We start from the raw sequence: 20509 nt of genomic DNA on the forward strand, positions 1-20509 counted from the left end.
GGGCCACCATCGCCACCAGCGGCGAGCGGAAGAAAGGGAACGCTTGGTCGTCAGAATGGGCACCGCGCAACTGTACCGCAAATGGGCCCCAGCGGGGGCCGCGGCACCCGGCGGGAACGCTTGCAGGGGCAACTGTCCGCGCCCGCCCGGGCGTGTGGGTACCCCTCCACTGGCCTCAGGTCACGGCAGCGGGAGGCCGGCGCGGCAGATGCACGGTCACGCACAGCCCCGGCGCGCCGCCGGGGCCGGCGTCGCCATCGGACAGGACGACGCTGCCGCGGTGGCGGGCGACGATGGCCCGCACCAGGCTCAATCCCAGCCCGGTACCGGCCTGGCCGCGGTCGGCCTGCAGGCGCTCGAAACGGTCGAACACACGCTGGCGGTCGCCTTCGGGAATGCCGGGCCCCTGATCGCGGACGCTCAACTCGACCTGCCCGCCCGCGGCCGCCATGGCCAGGGTGACGGTACCGCCGGCCGGCCCGTACTTGAGCGCGTTGTCGAGCAGGTTCACCAGCAGCTGGAACAGCTGGTCCGGGTCGCCCGCCACCTGCAGCGGCGCACCCACGACATGCAGGCGCATGCCGCGCTGGGCGGCGACCGGCTGGTAGAGCTCGGCCACGTCCTCGACCAGCTGGTCCAGGTCGACCACGGTGGCATCGTCGGCAGTCGCCGGCTGTGCCTCGATCCGCGACAGCCGCAGCAGGGCGGAGAAGGACTGCAGCAGGCCGTCGGTTTCGGCCAGCCCGGCATCCAGCTCGGCGATCGCCACGGGCGAGGCGGCGATCGCCGGCACCTCGCGCATCGCGTCCAGCCGCGTGCGCAGGCGACTCAGCGGCGTGCGCAGGTCATGGGCGATGTGATCGGTGGCATGGCGGACCGCATCGAGCAGCGCCTGTATCCGGTCAAGCATGCCGTTGAAGCGCAGCGCGACCCGGTCGAACGCATCGCCGCTGCCATCGCTGTGCACGCGCAGGCCCATTTCACCGGCGGCCACACGTTCGGCCGTACGGTCGAGGTTGCCCAGCCGCCGCGCCACCCAGCGCGAGGTCCAGCGCCCGACCATCGCACCCATCACCGCCGCGGCCAGCAGTGCCGCCAGCGCCGAGTGCAGGATCAGGCGCAGGAAGCCATCTTCCGAGCGCATGCGCAGGCCGGTGAGCAGGTACTGGCCGTTGTCCAGCACCTGCTGCTGCGCGATCACCCGCGGGGTGTCGTCGGACGCCGCGTCGACGAACTGCAGCCAGCGCGCGCGCCCGGTCCAGCCGGGCACGTCGGCCAGGGTGCCGGCGATGACCCTGCCATGGCTGTCCAGCAGCATGTACACCATGTCCGGATCGTCCGGGGTGCCGATGCGCGCCTCCAGCTCTTCGCGCAGGCGCGCGTAGCCCGCATGCCGGTACAGATCGCGCAGCCCCGCCGCATCGGTGCGCACGACCTCGCGCGCGTCGCGCTCGAGCAGCGTCGACACCGCGGCATAGACGCCGGTGCCGAGCACGATGAACGACAACAGGAAGGCGACGGACACCGCCAGCGCCAGCCGCGAGGTGGTGGAGCGCAGCAGGCGCATCACCCGTCGAGCCGGTAACCGGCACCGCGCACCGTATGCAGCAGCGTGCTGGCGAAGCCATGGTCGATCTTCTGCCGCAGGCGGCTGATGTGCACGTCGATCACGTTGGTCTGCGGATCGAAGTGGTAGTTCCACACCGCTTCCAGCAGCATCGTGCGGGTGACCACCCGGCCGGCGTTGCGCATCAGGTAGTCGAGCAGCATGAACTCGCGCGGCAGCAGTTCGATGGTACGGCCGGCGCGCGAGGCGGTGCGGCGCAGCAGGTCCAGCTCCAGGTCGGCCACCTGCAGCCGCGTCGATGGCGCGGCCGCCGGCGCCCCCGGGCCGCGCCGCGACAGGCCGTCGAGCCGGGCGCTGAGTTCGGCGAAGGCGAACGGCTTGACCAGGTAGTCGTCGGCACCGGCGCGCAGGCCCTCCACCCGGTGGTCGACATCGGCCAGCGCGGTCAGCAGCAGCACCGGCACCGTGTTGCCGGCGCCACGCAGCGTGCGCAGCACGGTGAGGCCGTCCAGGCCGGGGAGCATGCGGTCGAGCACGACCGCGGCATAGGCCTCGGTGGTGGCCATGAACAGGCCATCGCGGCCGTTTCCAACGCAGTCCACGACGTGTCCGTCCTCGCGCAGCCCCTTGGCGATGAAAGCCGAAATCTGGGTATCGTCCTCGACGACCAGTATGCGCATGGCGGCTTGGCTGTGGCCTGATTGGGGGCAAGCATAGCGCCGCCACCGGTGGCGGCCGTCATGCCCGCGGTTGCCGCTCAGTGCGCGGGGCTGGCGGGGGAGCGGACCGTGGACGGCACGCGGCGTTCGCACTTGCCCAGGGCGCTGCGCTTGAGGCACCGCAGCGGCGGCCTGGCCCGTGCCGGCAGCGCCCCCGCGGCCGGGGCAGCAGCGATGGTGGGCACGGGACCGGCGGCCTGCGGCATTGCGCCGCCAAGCACGGCCATCACGACCAGCACCATCACGCGATACGGGCGATGGGTAGCGGTGTCCATTGCCCTGCCCTCCGTCACGGTGACCCGACCGGACGCAGGCCGATCACGCCGGCCGAAGGACCGGCGTGACCCTCCCGGGCCGGGGACTTACTTGCCGTCTGCCGGGGCGGCAGGCGTTGCCGGCTTGGCGGCGGCGGCGTGGTGATGGTGCTTCTTGGCGTGGTGTTTGGCGGCCGGGGCGGCGGCGGTCTTGGCAGCCGGCGCCATCTGCATGGCCGGGGCCGCCGGGGTTGCAGGCGTGGCGGGGGTGGCCGGCGGGGTCGACTGGGCGGCGAACGCGGTGCCGGCCCCCAGGGCCAGGCCGACGGCGAGGAGCAGGGCGGAAGTCTTCATATGCGTGATCCTTGGGCGGGCTATGTCGGGAAGGTTCGGGAAGATGGCGTTTCCAACCATCGCCGACAGATTGCGCCGCGCCGGCTAACGGGAGCGTGGCGCACGCATGAACGCTCTGTAATGTGCGCCCGCCATGCAACGGCAACGCGATCGTCATCGCCGCGTCATCAAACCCCCGGAACATGGAAGTCCATAGCAGGGACGATGGATGGAGGCAGGATCAGCCTCCCACGAATTCCCCCGGCCGTGGCGGCGACGCCACGGCCTTTTTTTACTGCCGCAAGGCCGGCCCGGGACGTCCACCACGGACGGACGGCGCCGGGAATCAGCCCTCGGCGAACCGCCGCAGCGCGTCGCCCTGCAGCCGGTACACGGTCCACTCGTCCTGCGGCAGCGCGCCGGCGGCGCGGTAGAAGTCGATCGCCGGCGTGTTCCAGTCCAGTACCGACCACTCGAAGCGGCCGCAGCCCTGCGTCACCGCCAGCCGCGCGATGTGCTGCAGCAGTGCCTTGCCCGCCCCGCAGCCGCGATGTTCCGGGCTGACGTACAGGTCTTCCAGGTAGATGCCGTTGCGGCCCAGCCAGGTGGAATAGTTGTAGAAGTAGACCGCGTAGCCGATGGCCTGGCCGTCGCGCTCGCAGACCAGCGCCTGCGCCTTGGCATCGGCACCGAACAGGCTGGCGCGGATCCCGGCCTCGTCGGTCTGCACCGACGATTCGGCCCGTTCGTAGATCGCCAGCTCGCGGATGAAGTGCAGGATCAGGCCCGCATCATCGGCGATGGCCGGACGGATATGCAGGCCGGCGGCCATGCTCACCCCCGCGCCGCAGCGACGTTGGCGCGCATCTGCGCGATGACCTGCGCGTAGTCCGGGGCGTTGAAGATGGCCGAGCCTGCGACGAAGGCGTCGGCACCGGCGGCGGCGATCTGCCCGATGTTGTCGGCCTTCACGCCACCGTCCACTTCCAGGATCACCGGCTTGCCGAGCTTGTCGATCATCGCCCGCACCGCGCGCAGCTTCTCCAGGGTCGAGGGGATGAAGGCCTGGCCGCCGAAGCCGGGGTTGACCGACATCAGCAGCACCAGGTCCAGATCCTCCAGCACCCAGTCGAGCACTTCCACCGGGGTCGCCGGGTTGAGCACCAGGCCGGCCTTGCAGCCGTGCGACCTGATCAGCTGGATGGTGCGGTGGACGTGCCGCGACGCTTCCGGGTGGAAGCTGATCAGGCTGGCGCCGGCCTCGGCGAAGTCCGGCACGATGCGATCCACCGGCTCGACCATCAGGTGCACGTCGATCGGCGCGGTCACGCCATGCCTGCGCAGCGCCTGGCAGACCATCGGGCCGATGGTCAGGTTGGGCACGTAATGGTTGTCCATCACGTCGAAATGGACCCAGTCGGCACCGGCGGCGAGGACGGTGTCGACCTCCTCGCCGAGCCGGGCGAAATCGGCCGAGAGGATGGACGGGGCAATGATGCAGTTGGACATGACGGGGCCTTTCAGCGCTTGCGCAGGGTTTTGATGCGGTCGTAGGCGGCGTTGATCTGCCGGGCCTTCTTCTCGGCCTGGGCGCGCAGCTCGGGCGCGGCCCCGGCCAGTTTGTCGGGGTGGTACTGGGACATCAGGCGGCGGTAGGCCAGGTCGATCTCGGCGTCGCTGGCCTCGCGGGTGACGCCCAGTTCGCGGTAGGGCAGGTCCTTGCCGAGCCTGAACCAGTCGCTGTCGAACGCATGCCCCAGCAGCACGCCCACCACCGCGCCGAACAGCGGGTTGGGCCTGAACAGCAGGGCGCCGGCGATGAATCCCAGCAGTTTTCCGTACCAGCGCATGGGCAGGGCCGTGGCCTCGAAGATCGGACCCGCATTTTATGCCACAGCGGCCCCGGACGGCCTTACACTAGGCCGCCCGCCGTCCCGCCGCGGGCCCCCCGGGTCCTGTGCCGACGGCCTCATCGCCAAGTTCCAGGAGTGCCCGTGCCGACCACGCTGCTGCAATCCGATCTTCCCGGCCTGCCCTTGCGCCACCGCGGCAAGGTGCGCGATGTATTCGATATCCCGCGCGAACGCCTGCCGGCCGACACGCCTGCCGGCGATTACCTGCTCATCGTGGCCACCGACCGCCTGTCCGCGTTCGACGTGGTGCTGCCCGACCCGATCCCCGGCAAGGGCGAGATGCTGTGCCAGGTCTCCAATTTCTGGTTCGCCAAGACCGCGCACCTGATGCCCAACCACCTGACCGGCATCGACGTGGCCAGCGTGTTGCCGGAAGGCGTGGACCCGGCGCTGTACGCCCGGCGCGCGGTGGTGACCCGCAGGCTCAAGCCGGTGCCGGTGGAAGCCATCGCCCGCGGCTACCTGATCGGCAGCGGCTGGAAGGACTACCAGCGCACCGGCCAGGTCAGCGGCATCAAGCTGCCCGACGGCCTGCAGCAGGCGCAGAAGCTGCCCGAGCCGATCTTCACCCCGTCCACCAAGGCCGCGGTGGGCGACCATGACGAGAACATCGACTTCGACGCGATGGTCAAGTCGGTGGGCGCCGAGCTTGCCGAGAAAGTGCGCGACGCGACCCTGCGCATCTACAAGTTCGCCGCCGAGTACGCGGCCGAACGCGGCATCCTGCTGGCCGACACCAAGTTCGAGTTCGGCACCGACGCCGATGGCCGCCTGTACATCATGGACGAGATGCTGACCCCGGATTCCTCGCGCTACTGGCCGGCCGACGAGTACGCGGTCGGCACCAGCCCGCCGAGCTACGACAAGCAGTTCGTGCGCGACTACCTGGAAACGCTGGACTGGGACAAGACCGCCCCCGGGCCGGCGCTGCCGGCCGAGGTGATCTCGCGCACCCGCGACAAGTACGCCGAAGCCCTGCAGAAGCTGGCGGGCATCCACATAGACTGAGCACCGGCGCGCCCGCCCGGGCGCGCACCACAGGCCCTGCCGGGAGAAGAGGCAGCATGGACATGAGCGCCGCACGCCCCATCGACCGTTGGTTCGCCAGCTATTCCGGCGACCACCGCAACCCCGTCAACCAGGCCATCCACGTGGTCGCGGTACCAGCCATCCTGTGGTCGGTGGTCGCCCTGCTGTGGTGCGTCCCGCCGCTGCTGCCCTGGTTTCAGAACGGCATCTGGGCGGCGCTGGCGATGTTTGGCGCGTGGGCGTACTACAACCGCCTGTCGCGGCCACTGGGCATCGGCATGCTGATCCTGTTCTTCGTCGCCGGCTGCCTGTGCCGGCTGCTGGAGGACCGTATCGGCGTGCGCGGCCTGCTCTTCTCCGGTATCGGCGTGTTCGTGGTGGCCTGGATCGCGCAGTTCGTCGGCCACCATGTCGAAGGCCGCAGGCCCAGTTTCCTCACCGACCTGACCTACCTGCTGATCGGGCCGATCTGGGTACTGGCCAAGCTGTACCGGCAGTTCGGCTGGAAGTACTGAGCCGGCACAGCCGCCGCGGACGGCGCTGGCAAGGCGCCAGGCCCGGCATTACAGCCCGAACATGTCCCGGGTCGGGTTGAACGGGCGCGGGGCGTAGCCGAAGTCGCGCTGCGCCGGTGCGATATCGAACACCAGCGGTTCGCGCATGCGCGCCAGCGCCGCGGTGTTCATGCCGCGCAGGCGACCGATGCCATGGGCTGCCGCCAACGCCCCGCGGAACAGCGGCGCCGGCACCCGCAGCAGGCGCGGCGGCGGCTGCAGCGAAGCCAGCACCCGCCGCACCATCTCCGCATAACCCAGGCGTTCACCGCCACCGAGCGCATAGGCGCGGCCGGCGGTGGCCGGGTGCCGCAGCACCTGCAGCGCGGCGTCGGCCAGGTCCTGCACGTGCACCGGCTGGCGCAGGCCATCAGCGCCCGCGGGCAGCACGAACAAGCCGGCGCGCCTGGCCAGCCGGGCGATCGCGGTGAGCGTGGCGTCACGCCCGGCGCCATAGACCAGGGTCGGGCGCAGCACCGTGGCCGCCACGCCGCGCGCGTGGGCAGCGGCGAACAGGGTGGCCTCGGCCTGGCGCAGGCGGTGGGCGACGTCGCGCTCGGCCGGTTCGCTCGAATCGCCCTTGACCTCGACGCTGGTGGAGCCGAACGCGACCACCCGTGGCGCGGCGATGTCCGAGGCCTGGTACCAGCGCGCGAAGTGGTCGAGCGGGCCGCAGCTGAACACCGCATCGAACGGACCATCGTCCCGCCAGTGGCCGGACAGGTCGCCCTGCCGCCATACCAGCCCCGGCGCCGGCGCACGTGGCACGCGCGACACCGCGCTCACCTGCCAGCCCTGCGCCAGCAGGCCCGCCAGCAGCCGTTCGCCGATCTGTCCACTGCCACCGAATACCAGTGCCCGTGGCGGCGTGTCCCGTTCGTATTGCCCTGCTTCCATCGTGGAAGCATAGGCGATGGGAGTGCGCCGGCGCCCGACCGATGCACGCGTGAGCGGCTGCCCGGCCCGGGCCGGCCCGGTGATGCCGGCCGCCATGCACCCCCGGGGCGGCAGCGGCCGAGGCTCGCGGGACGGCCGGCGACGCCGGGCGCGAACCCGAACGGCTCGTTCATCTACGGGGTTCCGGTGGCAAAAAAGCGCCTGCTAGACTGCAAAACCTGCTCGCGAATCCCGCATTCCCTGCATGACATCCGTTCTCCCCCTGCTGCTCGCGCTGCCATTCCTGATGGCCGCGCTCATCGCCCTGCATGGCCGCCTGTCGCGCACGGCCGCGGCATGGCTGGCCGGCGCCGCACCGTTGCTGGGCCTGGTACTGCTGGGAGCGATGACGCCGGCGGTGCTCGACGGCGCGGTGCTGCGCCAGAGCTGGCCCTGGCTGCCACAGATCGGGCTGGAAGCCACCCTGCGGCTGGACGGGCTGGCCTGGATGTTCGCCGGGCTGGTACTGGGCATCGGCGCGCTGGTGGTGCTGTACGCGCGCTACTACCTCTCCGCGCAGGACAGCACGCGCCGCTTCTACAGCAGCCTGCTGCTGTTCATGGGCGCGATGCTGGGCATGGTGCTGTCCGGCAACCTGTTGCTGCTGATGGTGTTCTGGGAGCTGACCAGCATCAGCTCGTTCCTGCTGATCGGCTTCTGGTCGCACCGCCGCGACGCCCGCGAGGGCGCGCGCATGGCCTTCGTCATCACCGGCGGCGGCGGCCTGGCGCTGCTGGCCGGCGTGCTGCTGATCGGACGCATCGTCGGCAGCTTCGACCTGGACGTGGTGCTGGCCTCCGGCGACCTGATCCGCGGCAGCGCGCTGTACCCATGGGCATTGCTGCTGGTGCTGGCCGGCATCTTCACCAAGAGCGCGCAGTTCCCGTTCCACTTCTGGCTGCCGCACGCGATGGCCGCGCCGACCCCGGTATCGGCCTACCTGCACTCGGCGACCATGGTGAAGGCCGGCGTGTTCCTGCTGGCGCGGCTGCACCCGGCGCTGGCCGGCAGCGAGCTGTTCTTCTACCTGGTCAGCGGCATCGGCGCCCTGACCCTGCTGGTCGGCGCCTGGAACGCGATCTTCCAGCATGACCTCAAGGGCCTGCTGGCCTACTCGACGATCTCGCACCTGGGCCTGATCACCCTGCTGTTCGGCCTGTCCACGCCGATGGCGGTGGTCGCCGGCGTGTTCCACATCCTCAACCACGCCACGTTCAAGGCCTCGCTGTTCATGGCCGCGGGCATCATCGACCACGAAACCGGCACCCGCGACATGCGCCGCCTCGGCGGCCTGCGCCGGCTGATGCCCATCACCAGCACGCTGGCGATCATCGCCTCGCTGGCGATGGCCGGCATCCCGCTGCTCAACGGCTTCCTGTCCAAGGAAATGCTGTTCGCCGAGGCGCTGGCCACCGGTGGCCCGCAGTGGATGCGCACGGCGATGAGCTCGGCGGCACTGCTGGCCGGCATCCTCGGCGTCGCCTACAGCCTGCGCTTCGTCCACGACACCTTCTTCGGCAGGGGCCCGGTCGACATCGAGGTGGTGCCGCATGAACCGCCGCGCTGGATGAAGGTACCGGTCGAGGTGCTGGTGCTGATCTGCCTGGCGGTCGGCATCGCCCCGGCACTGACCGTGGCGCCGGTACTGCACGCCGCCGCGCAGTCCATCCTCGGCGCCGCGATGCCCGCCTACAGCCTGTCGATCTGGCATGGCTTCAACCTGCCACTGGCGATGAGCGCGATCGGCGTGGCCGGTGGCATCGCGCTGTACTTCGGCCTGCGTCGCCACACCGACCTGTACGCGGCCCGCAACCGTGCCGTGGGCAAGCAGATGTTCCAGCGCGGCATGGACGCGCTGTTCGGGCTGGCCCAGCGCATCACCCACGCGCTGGCGGACGGCAGCCTGCAGCGGATGCTGCTGGCGCTGGTGCTGGTGGCGGTGATCGTGGCCGCCGCGCCCTATGCCGCCGCCCCGGCGTGGCCGGCCTGGCCGGCGGCGCAGCCGATGCCGCTGCTGGGCTGGGTACTGTGGCTGGTGATGCTGGCCTGCGCGCTGGGCGGGCTGTTCCTGTACCGGCAGCGCCTGCTGGCGGTGATCGTGGTGGGCGGCAGCGGGTTGATGGTGGCGCTGGCCTTCGTGTTCCTGTCCGCGCCGGACCTGGCACTGACCCAGTTGATGGTGGAGATGGTGACCCTGGTGCTGATGCTGCTGGGCATGAACTACCTGCCGGCGCAGTCGCCACCCGAGCGCGCGCCGTGGCGCAAGCGCCGCGACGCGCTGATCGCGGTGGTCGCCGGCGGCGGCCTGGCCGCGCTGGCCTACGCGATGATGACCCTGCCGCCCAACACCGTGGCCGGCGAGATATTGCAGCGCGCACTGCCCGAGGCCTACGGCCGCAACGTGGTCAACGTGATCCTGGTCGACTTCCGCGGCTTCGATACCTTCGGCGAGATCACCGTGTTCGGTATCGCCGCGCTGGTGGTGCACGCGTTGCTGCGCCGCTCGCGCATGGCCCCCGAGCAGATCATGCCCGGCCCGCCGGTCAAGCTGCCGGTACCGGCCGACCTGGCGCAGATCATGTTCCCGCTCACCCTCACGGTGTCGATCTTCCTGTTCCTGCGTGGCCACAACGCGCCGGGCGGCGGCTTCATCGCCGGCCTGGTGCTGGCGGTGCCGCTGCTGATCCAGTACGTGATCCAGGGCACGGCGTCGGTCGAGTCGCGCTTCGGTTTCGACTACGTCCGCTGCATCGGCGTGGGCCTGCTGATCGCGGTGCTCAGCGGCATGGCGTCGATGCTGTTCGGCGTGCCGTTCCTGGCCAGTGGCCACCTCGACCTGCACCTGCCGCTGATCGGCGAGCTGCCGCTGGCCAGCGCCATGGGCTTCGACACCGGCGTGTACCTGGTGGTGTTCGGCGGGGTGATGCTGATCCTGTCGATGATGGGCACCGTCAAGCCGTCGCGCACGCGCAGCGCGCGCCATGGCGAGATCGACATCCACCGCCGTTCGGCACGCACCGGGGAGATGCACTGATGGAACTGGCCCTGGCGAGCGCGATCGGCGTACTTGCCGCGATCGGCGTGTACCTGCTGCTGCGCGCACGCAGCTTCGACGTCATCCTCGGCATGACCTTCCTGTCCTACGCCACCAACCTGCTGATCTTCAGCGCCGGGCGACTGGCCAGCGGCAAGCCACCGGTGCTCAGGGACGGCGTACCGCCGGACCTGGCGCACTACACCGACCCGCTGCCGCAGGCGCTGGTGCTCACCGCCATCGTCATCGCCTTCGCCATGACCGCGGTCAGCATCGTGCTGGCGATACGCAGCCGCAGCGACAACCACAGCGACCACGTCGACGCGCACGAGCCGGACGACGGCCGCGAAGCCGGCAACGGGGGCGGCGCATGAACCACCTGCCGATCCTGCCGGTCCTGGTGCCGCTGCTGGGCGCGGCGCTGTCGCTGTTCGTCGAGCACCGTCGCTACGGGCCGAAGGTCCAGCGCAGCGTGGCATGGGCCAGCATGCTGCTGCTGGCGCTGGTCGAAGTGCTGCTGATCGCCGCCACCAGCCAGGGCGAGACGATGGTGTACCTGCTCGGCGACTGGCCGGCGCGGCTGGGCATCGCCCTGGTCGCCGACCGCCTCGCCGGCTGGATGCTCGGCACCACGCTGCTACTGGCCGCGGCCTGCCTGCTGCACGCCTGCACCGGCTGGGACCGCCGCGCGCCGCATTTCCACGCGCTGTTCCAGTTCCAGCTGGTCGGCCTCAACGGCGCGTTCCTGACCGGCGACATCTTCAACCTGTTCGTGTTCTTCGAGGTGCTGCTGATCGCCTCCTATGGCCTGCTGCTGTCCGGCGGCCGCGGCCTGCGCCTGCGCATCGGCCTGCACTACGTGGTGTTCAACGTTTCGGCCTCGACCGTGTTCCTGGTCGCGCTGGGCATGCTCTACGCCACCCTGGGCTCGCTCAACATGGCCGAGATCGGCCAGCGCATCGCCGAGCTGCCGCCCTCGCACCTGAAGCTGGCCAAGGCCGCGCTGGGCCTGCTGCTGGTGGTGTTCTGCGCCAAGGCCGCGCTGTTGCCGCTGTACCTGTGGCTGCCCGAGTCGTATGCGCGCGCACCGGCGGCGGTGGCGGCGCTGTTCGTGATCATGACAAAGGTCGGCCTGTACGCGGTGCTGCGGGTGGGCACGCTGTGGTTCGGCGAGGGCGCCGGCGCACTGGCCGGTTATGGCGCCGACTGGCTGCTGTGGGCCGGCATCGGCACGCTGCTGCTGGGCGCGCTGGGCGCGCTGGCGGCCACCCGGCTGCGGGTGCAGGTGGCCTACCTGGTGGTGGTCTCGGCGGCAACGCTGTTCATCGCCTTCGCGCTGGGCAAGGCCGGCACGATCTCGGCCGGGCTGTACTACCTGCCGCACAGCACGTTCACCGCGGCGGCCCTGTTCCTGGTCGCCGACCTGATCCGCCGCCGCCGCTGGCGCGCCGGCGAACGCGGCGAGCGCGACCTGGCCGCGGCGCTGCCGGGCAAGACCGTGCCCGGCCTGCTGTTCCTGGTCGGCGCGGTGGCGGTGGCCGGGCTGCCGCCGCTGGCCGGCTTCCTCGCCAAGGCCGCGCTGCTGTCGGCGGTGCCGGACGCGCATACCGGAGTGGTATGGGCGGCGGTCCTCGGCAGCAGCCTGCTGGTGATCATCGGCCTGGTACGCAGCGGCATCCGCCTGTTCTGGCACGTGCCTGGCGAGGACGACGCGCCACCGCCGCCCGAGGGCGAGGTGCCGACGCGTCCGTTCGAGACCGCCGCCACCGGCGCGCTGCTGGTCTGCGCACTGGCGATGAGCGTGTTCGCCGCGCCGCTGATGCGGCAGACCGACGCCATCGCCGCGCAGCTGCTGGCGCCGCAGCAGTACCTGCATGACGTACGCGGCACCATGCCGCAGTCGAGGCAGCCATGAGCGCGCGCCGGCCCCTGCTGCGGCGGCTGTTCCCGTCGCCGGTACTGTCGATCACCGTGGTCGCGTTCTGGCTGGTGATGTCCGCCAGCTTCGACCTCGGCCAGCTGCTGCTGGGCATGCTGCTGGGCGTGGTGGTGCCGCTGTTCGCCGCGCGCCTTGACCGCGAGTTCGCCCGCATCGGCACGCTGCGGCCGCTGCCGCGGCTGGCATGCGTGGTGCTGTGGGACATCCTGCTGTCCAACTTCCGCGTCGCCGCCCAGGTCCTGGGACCGGAACGCAGGCTCACCCCGGGGTTCATCTGGGTGCCGCTGGACATCGGCAACATCCACGGCATCGCCGCGCTGACCAGCCTGATCACCCTCACCCCGGGCACGGTGTCCTCGGCGCTGTCCGACGACCGTCGCTACCTGCTGGTGCATGTGCTGCACCTGGAGGACCCGCAGGCCCTGATCGACGAGATCAAGTCCCGCTACGAAGCCCCGCTGATGGAGATCTTCCCGTGACCGGACTCCTGGTTTTCCAGACCACGCTGGTGGTGTGCATGCACATGGTCGGGCTGGCGATGCTGCTGGCGCTGTGGCGCCTGCTGCGCGGCCCCACCGTGCCCGACCGCATCCTCGCCCTGGACACGCTCTCGGTCACCGCCATCGCCGAACTGATGCTGTTCGGCATGTACATCAACTCGGCGGTCTACTTCGAGGCCGCGCTGGTGATCGCCATGCTCGGCTTCTGCAGTACGGTGGTGCTGAGCAAGTTCGTGCTGCGCCGGGACATCGTCGAATGATGACCTTCCTCCAGATCCTGCTGTCGCTGCTGCTGCTGGCCGGCTGCTTCTTCATCCTGGTCGGCGCGCTCGGGCTGGTGCGCCTGTCCGACTTCTTCAAACGCCTGCATGCGCCGACCAAGGCCAGCACGCTGGGCGTGGGCTGCGTGCTGGTGTGCTCGGTGGCGTACCACATCTTCCTCGGCGAAGACCCGCAGCCGCGCGAACTGCTGATCACCGTGTTCCTGTTCATCACCGCGCCGGTCAGCGCGCACATGATGGCCAAGGCGGCGCTGTCGCTGATGATGGAGAGCCGCCCGGAAGTGCCGGGCGATGACAGCGCGCGCAAGGAGCAGCTGCCGCCCGCGGACGACCGCGGCGGCGACTGACGCCGGCACCGGTGCCGGCGGTGGCAAGTCGCCTGTCATCAGGCTTTCACCTGCGGCCGACAGGCTTGGGGCTCCGCGCCGCATCGCCCTTCCGCCCATGCAACCGCGCAAGACCGACCTCGCGCATGCCGCACTCCAGGCCCACCGCGCCCCGCTGGACCTGCGCCAGCGCCGCGCCCTGATCCTGTGCGACGGCAAGCGCGACCTCGCCGAACTGGGGGCGCTGCTCGGCGACGATGCCGCGCCCCTGATCGCCCAGCTGCAGCGCGATGGCTACCTGCACGCGGAGCAGCCGGACCCGGCGCCCTCGCCCGAAACCACGCCCGTGCCCGCCACGCGGCGCCGCTCGCTGCTGGCCGCGCGCATCTACCTGCTGGACATGCTCGCGCTGCAGCGGCATCCGGCCGCCGCGCGCCTGCACCAGCTGCTGCAGGCCACGCGCGGGGACGCGGACACCGTGCATGCGCTGCGGCTGGCGCTGGCCCAGTTGCCGGCGATGGCCTCGGACGGCTACGTGGGGCGCGTGCGCGAGCGCCTGCGCGAAGTGTTGCCCGAACCGCACCTGGCGGCGGTGCTGGACGCGCCGCTGCCGGCCTGAATCACCCCTGCGGCGGCGCGAAGTGGTCGCCCAGCCCGCTCCAGCACGCCTGGTAGTCGCGCTGCCGGTGCGCGGCGGCGATGGCCTGCTCGGTCGGGCGGATCACGCCACGGGTCTCGAACATGAAGGCCATGGTGTCGGTGATCACGTCCGGCCGCGACAGGTCGGCGCCGGAGGCCTTGTCGAACGTGGCCGCATCCGGGCCGTGGCCGGTCATGCAGTTGTGGATGGACGCCCCGCCCGGCACGAAGCCTTCGGCCTTGGCGTCGTAGGCGCCGTGCACCAGGCCCATGAACTCGCTGGCGATGTTGCGGTGGAACCACGGCGGGCGGAACGTGTCCTGCGCCACCAGCCAGCGCGGCGGGAAGATCACGAAGTCCAGGTTGCTGGTGCCGGGGGTGTCGCTGGCCGAATGCAGCACCAGGAAGATCGACGGGTCCGGATGGTCGTAGCTGATCGAGCCGATGGTGTTGAAGCGGCGCAGGTCGTAGCGGTAGGGCGCGTAGTTGCCATGCCAACCGACCACGTCCAGCGGCGAATGGCCGATGGCGGCGCGCCACAGCCGGTCCTGGAACTTGGCGACCAGCTCGAAATCGCCTTCGAGCTGCTCGTAGGCGGCCACCGGCGTTTCGAAATCGCGCGGGTTGGCCAGGCCGTTGCTGCCGATCGGGCCGAGGTCGGGCAGCTTCAGCAGCGCACCGAAGTTCTCGCAGACATAGCCGCGCGCCTGCCCGTCCGGCAGGTCCACCGCGAAGCGCACGCCACGCGGGATCACCGCGATCTGCTGCGGTTCGACCTCCAGCACGCCCATCTCGGTACGCAGCCGCAGCCGGCCCAGCTGCGGCACCACCAGCAGTTCGCCATCGGCGTTGTAGAAATAGCGGCCACGCATGTCGGCATTGGCCGCGTACATGTGGATGGCGGCGCCGGCATGCGCCTCGGGCGAGCCGTTGCCGCCCATGGTGTACAGGCCTTCGATGAAATCGGTGGGCGCCTGCGGCAGCGGCAGCGGGTTCCAGCGCAGCTGGTTCGGCGATACCGCCACGTGGCTGAAGTCACCATGCAGGCACGGCTGCGCGAACGGGGTGAACTCGCCGTGCATCGCCGCCGGGCGGATGCGGTACAGCCAGCTGCGGCGGTTGCTGCCGCGCGGCGCGGTGAACGCGGTGCCGGTCAGCTGCTCGGCATACAGGCCGTGGGCCACGCGCTGCGGCGAGTTGCGCCCCAGCGGCAGGGTGCCGGGCACCGCCTCGGTGGCGAACTCGTTGCCGAAGCCGGTTTGATACGCGTTGCTGACCATGGATTTGCCCGCCCGTTTCGTGTTTTCAAAGCCCCTCTCCTCCCGGAGAGGGGGCTGGAGCACATGCCTTACAGTACGCCGCGCTTGATCTGGTCGCGCTCGATGCTCTCGAACAGCGCCTGGAAGTTGCCTTCGCCGAAGCCTTCGTTGCCCTTGCGCTGGATGATCTCGAAGAAGATCGGGCCGATGCAGTTCTGGGTGAAGATCTGCAGCAGCTTGCGCTGCTTGGTTTCCGGATCGGCGTCGATCAGGATCTTGTTCCGGCGCAGGCGCGGCACGTCCTCGCCATTGTCGGGGATGCGCAGGTCGATCACGTCGAAATAGGCGTCCGGCGTATCCAGGAACTCGATGCCGCGCGCGCGCATGGCCTCGACGGTGTCATAGATGTTGTCGGTGAAGCAGGCGATGTGCTGGATGCCCTCGCCCTTGTACGCGTCCAGGTACTCGTTGATCTGGCTCTTGGGGTCGGACGACTCGTTCAGCGGGATGCGCACGATGCCGTCCGGCGCGGTCATCGCCTTGGACACCAGGCCGGTCTTGGCGCCCTTGATGTCGAAGTAGCGGATCTCGCGGAAGTTGAACAGGCGCTCGTAGTAGTCCGACCACTGCTGCATGTTGCCCAGGTACAGGTTGTGGGTCAGGTGGTCGATGAAGGTCAGCCCGAAACCCTTCGGGTCCTGCTCGGCGCCTTCCACCGGCACGTAGTCGGCGTCGTAGATGCTGCCGGCGTCGCCGTAGCGGTCCACCAGGTACAGCATGCAGTCGCCGATGCCCTTGATCACCGGCGCCGGCACCGCGCGGGTGTCGGCCAGCAGGGTGACTTCCTCGGCACCGTTGCCCAGCGCGGCGGACAGGACCTCGCTGGCCGGCCGCTTGAAGCGGATGGCGAAACCGCAGGCGCAGGGGCCGTGCTTGGCGGCGAAGTCGGCGGCGAACGAATCCGGCTCCTCGTTCACGAGGAAGTTGACGCCGCCTTGACGGTAGACGGTAATAGCACGCTGCCGATGGCGGAGCACGGCAGTGAATCCCATGTTCCTGAAGTAGTCGTGCAGCTGCGCGGCCTGCCCGGCGGGCGCGGCGAATTCGACGAACTCGAAACCGTCGATGCCCATCGGGTTCTCGAAGGTGGTCACCTGCATGCCCAGGTTGGGCGCGTTGGATGCGGCGTGGACTTGGGTATTCATGGGTTGCCTCCGGGAGTGGGGTCGTCGCCGCAGCCGGCGGCGGAGTACAGGAAGACACGCGAAAAACGCGGGTCCGGACCGAAGGTTATAGTTTCACATGAAACCACCATCAAGGTGCACTGCAGCATGAGCGCTTCCGATTACAGCAAGTCCACCAGCATCCGTGCCTCGCACGTGCTGCTCGATCTCGAACAATTCCTGCCGTATCGCATCAGCGTCCTGTCCAACCGGGTCAGCAGCAACATCGCGCGCCTGTACGGCGAGCGTTACGGCCTATCGATCCCGGAATGGCGCGTGATCACCATCCTGGCGCTGTATCCGGGCTCGTCGGCAAGCGAGGTTTCCGAACGCACGGCGATGGACAAGGTGGCCGTCAGCCGTGCGGTGGCGCGCCTGCTCGAGCGCGGCTTCATCCGCCGCGAGACCCATGGCGACGACCGCCGCCGCTCGGTGCTGGCGCTGTCGGCGGCGGGCTTCGAGGTCTACGAGACCGTCGCGCCGATGGTGATGGAGATCACCCGCAAGCTGATGTCGGTGCTCACCGAGGAAGAAGAGCAGGTACTGGAACGGCTCATCACCCGGCTGGCCGATGCCGGCCTCGCGCAGATGAGCACCGACTGAAGCCGGGCCTGTCGCGGCCGGCTCAGCTCAGGAACTTGCGGCGCGCGTAGATCCACGGCGCGGCCAGCGCGGCAATGGCGCCACCGGCGAAGCCGAGCGCCGCCGCCACCGCAGCGGCCTCGACGCGCCCGGGCAGGGCCAGCGCCGCGATCAGCAGCAGCGCCGCCGGCAGGCCGATGAACGAGGCCAGGAAAAAGCGCCAGCGCGGCACCCAGGTATGCAGCTGCATCAGGCTCGCGCTGCTCCAGGCCTCGCCGGCCCGGTTACGCTGGATCTTGTCCACCAGCCTGACCAGGTCAACCTCGTTGCCTCCCTTGCCGGACCTTGCCACGCCAATCTCGGCATCCACTTCGACCGGATCAGGCCATTGTGCCGGCCATGCCTGTGGCGCGCCCACGCCATAGGCGGTCAACAGCGGGACTGTCAGCGACGGCGCCGACAACGCGCGCAGCCGGCGGTTGTCCAGCACGCACCACACCTGTGATGCGCCGGCCACGCTCACCTGGTACAGCGCCAGCTGCTCCGGCGCCGGATAGGGCAACGCGGTGACCCGCGCAGCCAGCGATTCGGTCCCCATCGCGCGCAGGAAGCCCACCCGGCTGCGGCCCACCTGCGCCCAGCCCAACCCCAGCGGCCCAAGCAGCATCACCTCGGCCGCGTCGGCCGCGCCGGCGGTGGCGCGTTCGTCGCTGGCCAGGAACGCGCTCAGCGAACGCGGCTCGGCGACGTCGTCCCTGCCCCAGCGATGCGACTGGCCCAGCAGGTATTTCAGCGGCACCCGCGCGGCGATGGTCTCGCCGCGCACGCTGTCCGAAGCGAACGGCACCACCGAGGCCACGAAGGCGCGCAGTTCGTTGCCCGGCACCGCGCTCCACTCGGCGGGGAACAGCCCGTCGAGCAGGCCTTCGCGGGCCAGCCGGTCGATGCGCTCCTTCTGCTCCACCAGCCGCGCCACCGCGGCCTGCAGCATGATGGTCGGCGGCACCGCCGCCTGCGGCAGCCGGTAGCGCGGCGCCCCCTCCCCGGCGTCGGCCAGGGGCTGCTCGTCCAGCAGCGCATCCACCGTGGGCAGGCCGGTACCGGCGGTCGCAGCGGTGGCGGCCGGAGCGGCGGCGTCGGGGGAGGCATCGGAAGGAAGCGACATCGGGAATCGGCCCCGGCGAGCAAGGGAATGCTCCCGTTAGCGGCCGTGCGCCCCGGAAATGAAGCCCGGATCGAAAACGGCGCCCTGCGGCGCCGTCCTCTCCCGCGTCCGTGGCCCGCTCAGGGCGTGGCCGGCGGCGCCCATTCCTTGAGGAAGGCGAAGAACCGGGCGCGGTCGTAGCCCTTGCCCTTCTCCAGTTCGCCGGTGAACTGCGAATGCAGCAGCCGCCCCTCGGCATCGAGCACGAACAGGTGCGGATAGGCAGTGATGGCCGGGAAGCGCGACAGGAACGCCGCGTTCTCGTTGTCCTCGCTGTAGTTGACCTTCATCCACACGTAATGGGCGTCGCGGAAACGGCGGATCTCCGAATCGCCTTCCATGAAGGCGTCCATCAGGTGGCACCAGGAGCACCACTCGCCGCCCACGTCCAGCACGATCCGCTTGCCGCCGCGCTGGGCCTCGACCTTGGCCGTCTCCAGGTCGGCGACCGGGTCGCGCGCCGGGTCGAACTGCGCGTTGAGCGCGGCCACGGCGGCGATGTCCGCCGCGGCCGGGGTATTGCCCGAGGCGACCGGCTGGCTGGTATCGGCCACCGGCGCCTTCTGTTCGGAGGTGTCCAGCGGCTGCACCTTCTCCGCCGGCGGAGCCGGTGGCTGCGAACAGCCCCCCAGCATCGCCACCAGCAGCAGGGATACTCCACCGGACATCCGCTTCATCGTCGTTTCCTCACTTCACGCCGTGCATCAGCTTCTGCACCAGCGGCGCGATCAGGAACAGCAGCACGCCGGCGCCGAGCAGCGACCAGAAGCCGAAGGTATACCCCTTCAGGGCCGATTCGACGGTCATGCCGCTTTCACCGCTGACCACCGCGGCGAAGATGCCCGACAGGTTGTTGCCGATGGCGGTGGACAGGAACCAGCCACCCATCGCCAGGCCGACGACCTTGAGCGGGGCCAGCTTGGTGGTCATCGACAGCCCGATCGGCGACAGGCACAGCTCGCCCACGGTCTGGATCACGTAGACCATGAACAGGGTCCAGAACGGGATCTTGCCGGCGTCGTCGACCAGCGAGGACAGGGCGTACATCAGCAGCAGGAAGGCCAGGCCGTTGAAGATCAGGCCCAGGCCGAACTTGCGCGGGATCGACGGGTTGGCCTTGCCCAGCGCGGTCCACAGCCACACGAAGATCGGGCCCAGCGCCAGGATGGCCACCGAGTTCACCGACTGGAACCAGCCGATCGGGAAGATCCAGCCCCCCAGGTCGCGGTTGACGATGTTCTGCGCCAGGAAGTTGAACGAGCTGCCGGCCTGTTCGAAGAACATGAAGAACAGCACGTTGAACACGAAGATGATCAGCATGGCGATGGAGCGGTCGCGCGCCACCTTGCCCTCGCGCACGCCCTCGACCAGGATCATCACGCACAGCGCGGTGAACAGCGCGCCCAGGATCCAGCCGAGGATGCCGGCGTCGATCGTCAGCAGGCCATAAGCCACCGGCACGGCGACCAGCGCGCCGACCAGCACCGCGATGGTGCGGCCGATGCCGGCCCCGGCCGGGGCCGCGCCGACGCCGCCGAGCTGGCGGCGGCCGATCCAGAACCACACCAGGCTGATCAGCATGCCGATGCCCGAGGCGATGAACACGTACTTGTAGGCCGGCATGGCCTCGGTACCGAACAGCTTGTCGGCCAGGATGCCGGTCAGCACCGGGGCGAGCAGCGCGCCGGCGTTGATGCCCATGTAGAAGATGGTGAAGCCCGAGTCGCGGCGCGAGTCGTTGATGCCGTACAGCTGCCCGACCATGCTGGAGATGTTGGGCTTGAACAGGCCGTTGCCGGCGATGATCGTGGCCAGGCCGATGCGGAACACCCGGTCATCGGGAATGGCGATCAGGAACAGGCCCAGCGACATCACCGCCGCGCCGATCAGGATCGAGCGCTGGTAGCCGATGATGCGGTCGGCGACGAAGCCGCCGAACAGCGCCGCCGCGTAGACCAGCGCCAGGTAGGCGCCATAGAGCTTGCTGGCCCCGGCCTGGCTCTCGGCGAACTGGGCGACGATGTACAGCGCCAGTGCCCAGCGGATGCCGTAGAACGCGAAGCGTTCCCAGAACTCGGTCATGAACAGCATCCACAGCGGACGCGGGTGGCCGAGGAGGTTCTTGAACTCCGGCACGGGCGCCGGGGTGGATGCGGAATTCGGCGCGGCAGCGCTCATGCTGGGTTTCCCCCTGAGTGATTCGTTGGGCAGATGATG

At 69.8% G+C, this 20509-nt stretch carries 23 protein-coding genes; 10 read left to right on the forward strand and 13 right to left on the reverse strand.

The features are described 5' to 3' along the window. Nucleotides 1-175: 175 nt before the first annotated feature. The 7 genes from QQA12_RS14300 to QQA12_RS14330 all read right to left on the reverse strand — a co-directional run bounded on the left by QQA12_RS14300 (nucleotide 176) and on the right by QQA12_RS14330 (nucleotide 4723). A complete protein-coding gene (locus QQA12_RS14300; protein ID WP_226049654.1) occupies nucleotides 176-1567 on the reverse strand; it encodes a HAMP domain-containing sensor histidine kinase in 1392 nt (463 codons plus the stop codon). Continuing rightward, the gene (locus QQA12_RS14305; protein ID WP_056932818.1) at nucleotides 1567-2247 is read right to left on the reverse strand and encodes a response regulator transcription factor; all 681 of its coding nucleotides are present in this window, start codon (nucleotides 2245-2247) and stop codon (nucleotides 1567-1569) included. The genes QQA12_RS14300 and QQA12_RS14305 overlap by 1 nt, the downstream gene beginning before the upstream one ends. A 77-nt stretch (nucleotides 2248-2324) precedes the next feature. Next, nucleotides 2325-2561, reverse strand: a complete 237-nt coding sequence (locus QQA12_RS14310) for a hypothetical protein (protein WP_226049655.1) — start codon at nucleotides 2559-2561, stop codon at nucleotides 2325-2327. Nucleotides 2562-2648: 87 nt separating this feature from the next. Then, a complete protein-coding gene (locus QQA12_RS14315) occupies nucleotides 2649-2894 on the reverse strand; it encodes a hypothetical protein (protein ID WP_226049656.1) in 246 nt (81 codons plus the stop codon). A 325-nt stretch (nucleotides 2895-3219) separates the two neighbouring features. Continuing rightward, nucleotides 3220-3705: a GNAT family N-acetyltransferase gene (locus QQA12_RS14320; protein WP_226049956.1), complete on the reverse strand. Its 486-nt coding sequence runs from the start codon at nucleotides 3703-3705 to the stop codon at nucleotides 3220-3222. A 2-nt stretch (nucleotides 3706-3707) separates the two neighbouring features. Further along, nucleotides 3708-4382, reverse strand: coding sequence for a ribulose-phosphate 3-epimerase (gene rpe / locus QQA12_RS14325; RefSeq protein WP_054667849.1), 675 nt, complete (start codon nucleotides 4380-4382; stop codon nucleotides 3708-3710). A gap of 11 nt (nucleotides 4383-4393) precedes the next feature. Then, a complete protein-coding gene (locus QQA12_RS14330; RefSeq protein WP_054667851.1) occupies nucleotides 4394-4723 on the reverse strand; it encodes a DnaJ domain-containing protein in 330 nt (109 codons plus the stop codon). A 144-nt stretch (nucleotides 4724-4867) separates the two neighbouring features. Here QQA12_RS14330 and QQA12_RS14335 point away from each other — a divergent pair, with 144 nt between their 5' ends. Both QQA12_RS14335 and QQA12_RS14340 read left to right on the forward strand, forming a co-directional pair. Next, the gene (locus QQA12_RS14335; RefSeq protein ID WP_056932821.1) at nucleotides 4868-5794 is read left to right on the forward strand and encodes a phosphoribosylaminoimidazolesuccinocarboxamide synthase; all 927 of its coding nucleotides are present in this window, start codon (nucleotides 4868-4870) and stop codon (nucleotides 5792-5794) included. Between the two features lie 56 nt (nucleotides 5795-5850). Continuing rightward, nucleotides 5851-6330, forward strand: a complete 480-nt coding sequence (locus tag QQA12_RS14340) for an Mpo1-like protein (RefSeq protein WP_054667855.1) — start codon at nucleotides 5851-5853, stop codon at nucleotides 6328-6330. Nucleotides 6331-6378: 48 nt separating this feature from the next. Here QQA12_RS14340 and QQA12_RS14345 read toward each other — a convergent pair whose 3' ends face one another. Further along, nucleotides 6379-7266, reverse strand: a complete 888-nt coding sequence (locus QQA12_RS14345) for an NAD-dependent epimerase/dehydratase family protein (protein WP_054667856.1) — start codon at nucleotides 7264-7266, stop codon at nucleotides 6379-6381. 244 nt (nucleotides 7267-7510) lie between these two features. Here QQA12_RS14345 and QQA12_RS14350 point away from each other — a divergent pair, with 244 nt between their 5' ends. From QQA12_RS14350 to QQA12_RS14380, 7 genes are all read left to right on the forward strand, one after another. Next, nucleotides 7511-10339, forward strand: coding sequence for a monovalent cation/H+ antiporter subunit A (locus QQA12_RS14350; protein ID WP_056932823.1), 2829 nt, complete (start codon nucleotides 7511-7513; stop codon nucleotides 10337-10339). Further along, nucleotides 10339-10713 carry a Na+/H+ antiporter subunit C gene (locus QQA12_RS14355; protein WP_054667859.1) on the forward strand — a complete coding sequence of 125 codons (375 nt, stop codon included), beginning with the start codon at nucleotides 10339-10341 and terminating at the stop codon, nucleotides 10711-10713. The genes QQA12_RS14350 and QQA12_RS14355 overlap by 1 nt, the downstream gene beginning before the upstream one ends. Further along, entirely contained in the window at nucleotides 10710-12254 is a 1545-nt protein-coding gene (locus QQA12_RS14360; protein WP_226049657.1) for a monovalent cation/H+ antiporter subunit D, read from the forward strand. The genes QQA12_RS14355 and QQA12_RS14360 overlap by 4 nt, the downstream gene beginning before the upstream one ends. Further along, nucleotides 12251-12757: a Na+/H+ antiporter subunit E gene (locus QQA12_RS14365; protein ID WP_226049658.1), complete on the forward strand. Its 507-nt coding sequence runs from the start codon at nucleotides 12251-12253 to the stop codon at nucleotides 12755-12757. Before QQA12_RS14360 ends, QQA12_RS14365 begins: the two co-directional genes overlap by 4 nt. Further along, complete coding sequence (locus tag QQA12_RS14370) at nucleotides 12754-13038, forward strand: K+/H+ antiporter subunit F (RefSeq protein ID WP_054667864.1); 285 nt, start codon at nucleotides 12754-12756, stop codon at nucleotides 13036-13038. The genes QQA12_RS14365 and QQA12_RS14370 overlap by 4 nt, the downstream gene beginning before the upstream one ends. Continuing rightward, entirely contained in the window at nucleotides 13035-13406 is a 372-nt protein-coding gene (locus QQA12_RS14375) for a Na+/H+ antiporter subunit G (RefSeq protein WP_054667865.1), read from the forward strand. Before QQA12_RS14370 ends, QQA12_RS14375 begins: the two co-directional genes overlap by 4 nt. Nucleotides 13407-13503: 97 nt before the next feature. Next, nucleotides 13504-14004 (forward strand): hypothetical protein, encoded by a 501-nt coding sequence (locus QQA12_RS14380; protein WP_226049659.1) that lies wholly within the window; start codon nucleotides 13504-13506, stop codon nucleotides 14002-14004. Nucleotide 14005: 1 nt separating this feature from the next. Here the strand turns inward: QQA12_RS14380 and hmgA are convergent, their stop codons facing one another. Next, nucleotides 14006-15304, reverse strand: a complete 1299-nt coding sequence (gene hmgA, locus QQA12_RS14385; RefSeq protein WP_226049660.1) for a homogentisate 1,2-dioxygenase — start codon at nucleotides 15302-15304, stop codon at nucleotides 14006-14008. Between the two features lie 68 nt (nucleotides 15305-15372). After that, complete coding sequence (hppD, locus tag QQA12_RS14390; RefSeq protein ID WP_054667871.1) at nucleotides 15373-16488, reverse strand: 4-hydroxyphenylpyruvate dioxygenase; 1116 nt, start codon at nucleotides 16486-16488, stop codon at nucleotides 15373-15375. Between the two features lie 126 nt (nucleotides 16489-16614). Between hppD and QQA12_RS14395 the strand changes: the two genes are divergently transcribed. After that, nucleotides 16615-17109 carry a MarR family winged helix-turn-helix transcriptional regulator gene (locus tag QQA12_RS14395; protein ID WP_056932825.1) on the forward strand — a complete coding sequence of 165 codons (495 nt, stop codon included), beginning with the start codon at nucleotides 16615-16617 and terminating at the stop codon, nucleotides 17107-17109. 22 nt (nucleotides 17110-17131) lie between these two features. On the opposite strand, the gene QQA12_RS14400 is transcribed toward QQA12_RS14395, so the two are convergent. The 3 genes from QQA12_RS14400 to QQA12_RS14410 all read right to left on the reverse strand — a co-directional run bounded on the left by QQA12_RS14400 (nucleotide 17132) and on the right by QQA12_RS14410 (nucleotide 20470). Continuing rightward, nucleotides 17132-18253: a hypothetical protein gene (locus tag QQA12_RS14400; RefSeq protein WP_226049661.1), complete on the reverse strand. Its 1122-nt coding sequence runs from the start codon at nucleotides 18251-18253 to the stop codon at nucleotides 17132-17134. 119 nt (nucleotides 18254-18372) lie between these two features. Further along, the gene (locus QQA12_RS14405) at nucleotides 18373-18927 is read right to left on the reverse strand and encodes a thioredoxin family protein (RefSeq protein WP_225546762.1); all 555 of its coding nucleotides are present in this window, start codon (nucleotides 18925-18927) and stop codon (nucleotides 18373-18375) included. Between the two features lie 52 nt (nucleotides 18928-18979). Further along, a complete protein-coding gene (locus QQA12_RS14410) occupies nucleotides 18980-20470 on the reverse strand; it encodes an oligopeptide:H+ symporter (protein ID WP_054667877.1) in 1491 nt (496 codons plus the stop codon). Nucleotides 20471-20509: the final 39 nt, after the last annotated feature.

The sequence above is a fragment of the Stenotrophomonas sp. 17(2023) genome, assembly GCF_030345315.1.
Lineage (GTDB): Bacteria > Pseudomonadota > Gammaproteobacteria > Xanthomonadales > Xanthomonadaceae > Stenotrophomonas > Stenotrophomonas acidaminiphila.

Bases quoted from the DNA above. Each gene is read 5' to 3' on its own strand.
- QQA12_RS14300 (WP_226049654.1), bottom strand. From the start codon at position 1,567: ATGCGCCTGCTGCGCTCCACCACCTCGCGGCTGGCGCTGGCGGTGTCC.
- QQA12_RS14305 (WP_056932818.1), bottom strand. From the start codon at position 2,247: ATGCGCATACTGGTCGTCGAGGACGATACCCAGATTTCGGCTTTCATC.
- QQA12_RS14310 (WP_226049655.1), bottom strand. From the start codon at position 2,561: ATGGACACCGCTACCCATCGCCCGTATCGCGTGATGGTGCTGGTCGTG.
- QQA12_RS14315 (WP_226049656.1), bottom strand. From the start codon at position 2,894: ATGAAGACTTCCGCCCTGCTCCTCGCCGTCGGCCTGGCCCTGGGGGCC.
- QQA12_RS14320 (WP_226049956.1), bottom strand. From the start codon at position 3,705: ATGGCCGCCGGCCTGCATATCCGTCCGGCCATCGCCGATGATGCGGGC.
- rpe (WP_054667849.1), bottom strand. From the start codon at position 4,382: ATGTCCAACTGCATCATTGCCCCGTCCATCCTCTCGGCCGATTTCGCC.
- QQA12_RS14330 (WP_054667851.1), bottom strand. From the start codon at position 4,723: ATGCGCTGGTACGGAAAACTGCTGGGATTCATCGCCGGCGCCCTGCTG.
- QQA12_RS14340 (WP_054667855.1), top strand. From the start codon at position 5,851: ATGGACATGAGCGCCGCACGCCCCATCGACCGTTGGTTCGCCAGCTAT.
- QQA12_RS14345 (WP_054667856.1), bottom strand. From the start codon at position 7,266: ATGGAAGCAGGGCAATACGAACGGGACACGCCGCCACGGGCACTGGTA.
- QQA12_RS14350 (WP_056932823.1), top strand. From the start codon at position 7,511: ATGACATCCGTTCTCCCCCTGCTGCTCGCGCTGCCATTCCTGATGGCC.
- QQA12_RS14355 (WP_054667859.1), top strand. From the start codon at position 10,339: ATGGAACTGGCCCTGGCGAGCGCGATCGGCGTACTTGCCGCGATCGGC.
- QQA12_RS14360 (WP_226049657.1), top strand. From the start codon at position 10,710: ATGAACCACCTGCCGATCCTGCCGGTCCTGGTGCCGCTGCTGGGCGCG.
- QQA12_RS14365 (WP_226049658.1), top strand. From the start codon at position 12,251: ATGAGCGCGCGCCGGCCCCTGCTGCGGCGGCTGTTCCCGTCGCCGGTA.
- QQA12_RS14375 (WP_054667865.1), top strand. From the start codon at position 13,035: ATGATGACCTTCCTCCAGATCCTGCTGTCGCTGCTGCTGCTGGCCGGC.
- QQA12_RS14380 (WP_226049659.1), top strand. From the start codon at position 13,504: ATGCAACCGCGCAAGACCGACCTCGCGCATGCCGCACTCCAGGCCCAC.
- hmgA (WP_226049660.1), bottom strand. From the start codon at position 15,304: ATGGTCAGCAACGCGTATCAAACCGGCTTCGGCAACGAGTTCGCCACC.
- hppD (WP_054667871.1), bottom strand. From the start codon at position 16,488: ATGAATACCCAAGTCCACGCCGCATCCAACGCGCCCAACCTGGGCATG.
- QQA12_RS14395 (WP_056932825.1), top strand. From the start codon at position 16,615: ATGAGCGCTTCCGATTACAGCAAGTCCACCAGCATCCGTGCCTCGCAC.
- QQA12_RS14400 (WP_226049661.1), bottom strand. From the start codon at position 18,253: ATGTCGCTTCCTTCCGATGCCTCCCCCGACGCCGCCGCTCCGGCCGCC.
- QQA12_RS14405 (WP_225546762.1), bottom strand. From the start codon at position 18,927: ATGCTGGGGGGCTGTTCGCAGCCACCGGCTCCGCCGGCGGAGAAGGTG.
- QQA12_RS14410 (WP_054667877.1), bottom strand. From the start codon at position 20,470: ATGAGCGCTGCCGCGCCGAATTCCGCATCCACCCCGGCGCCCGTGCCG.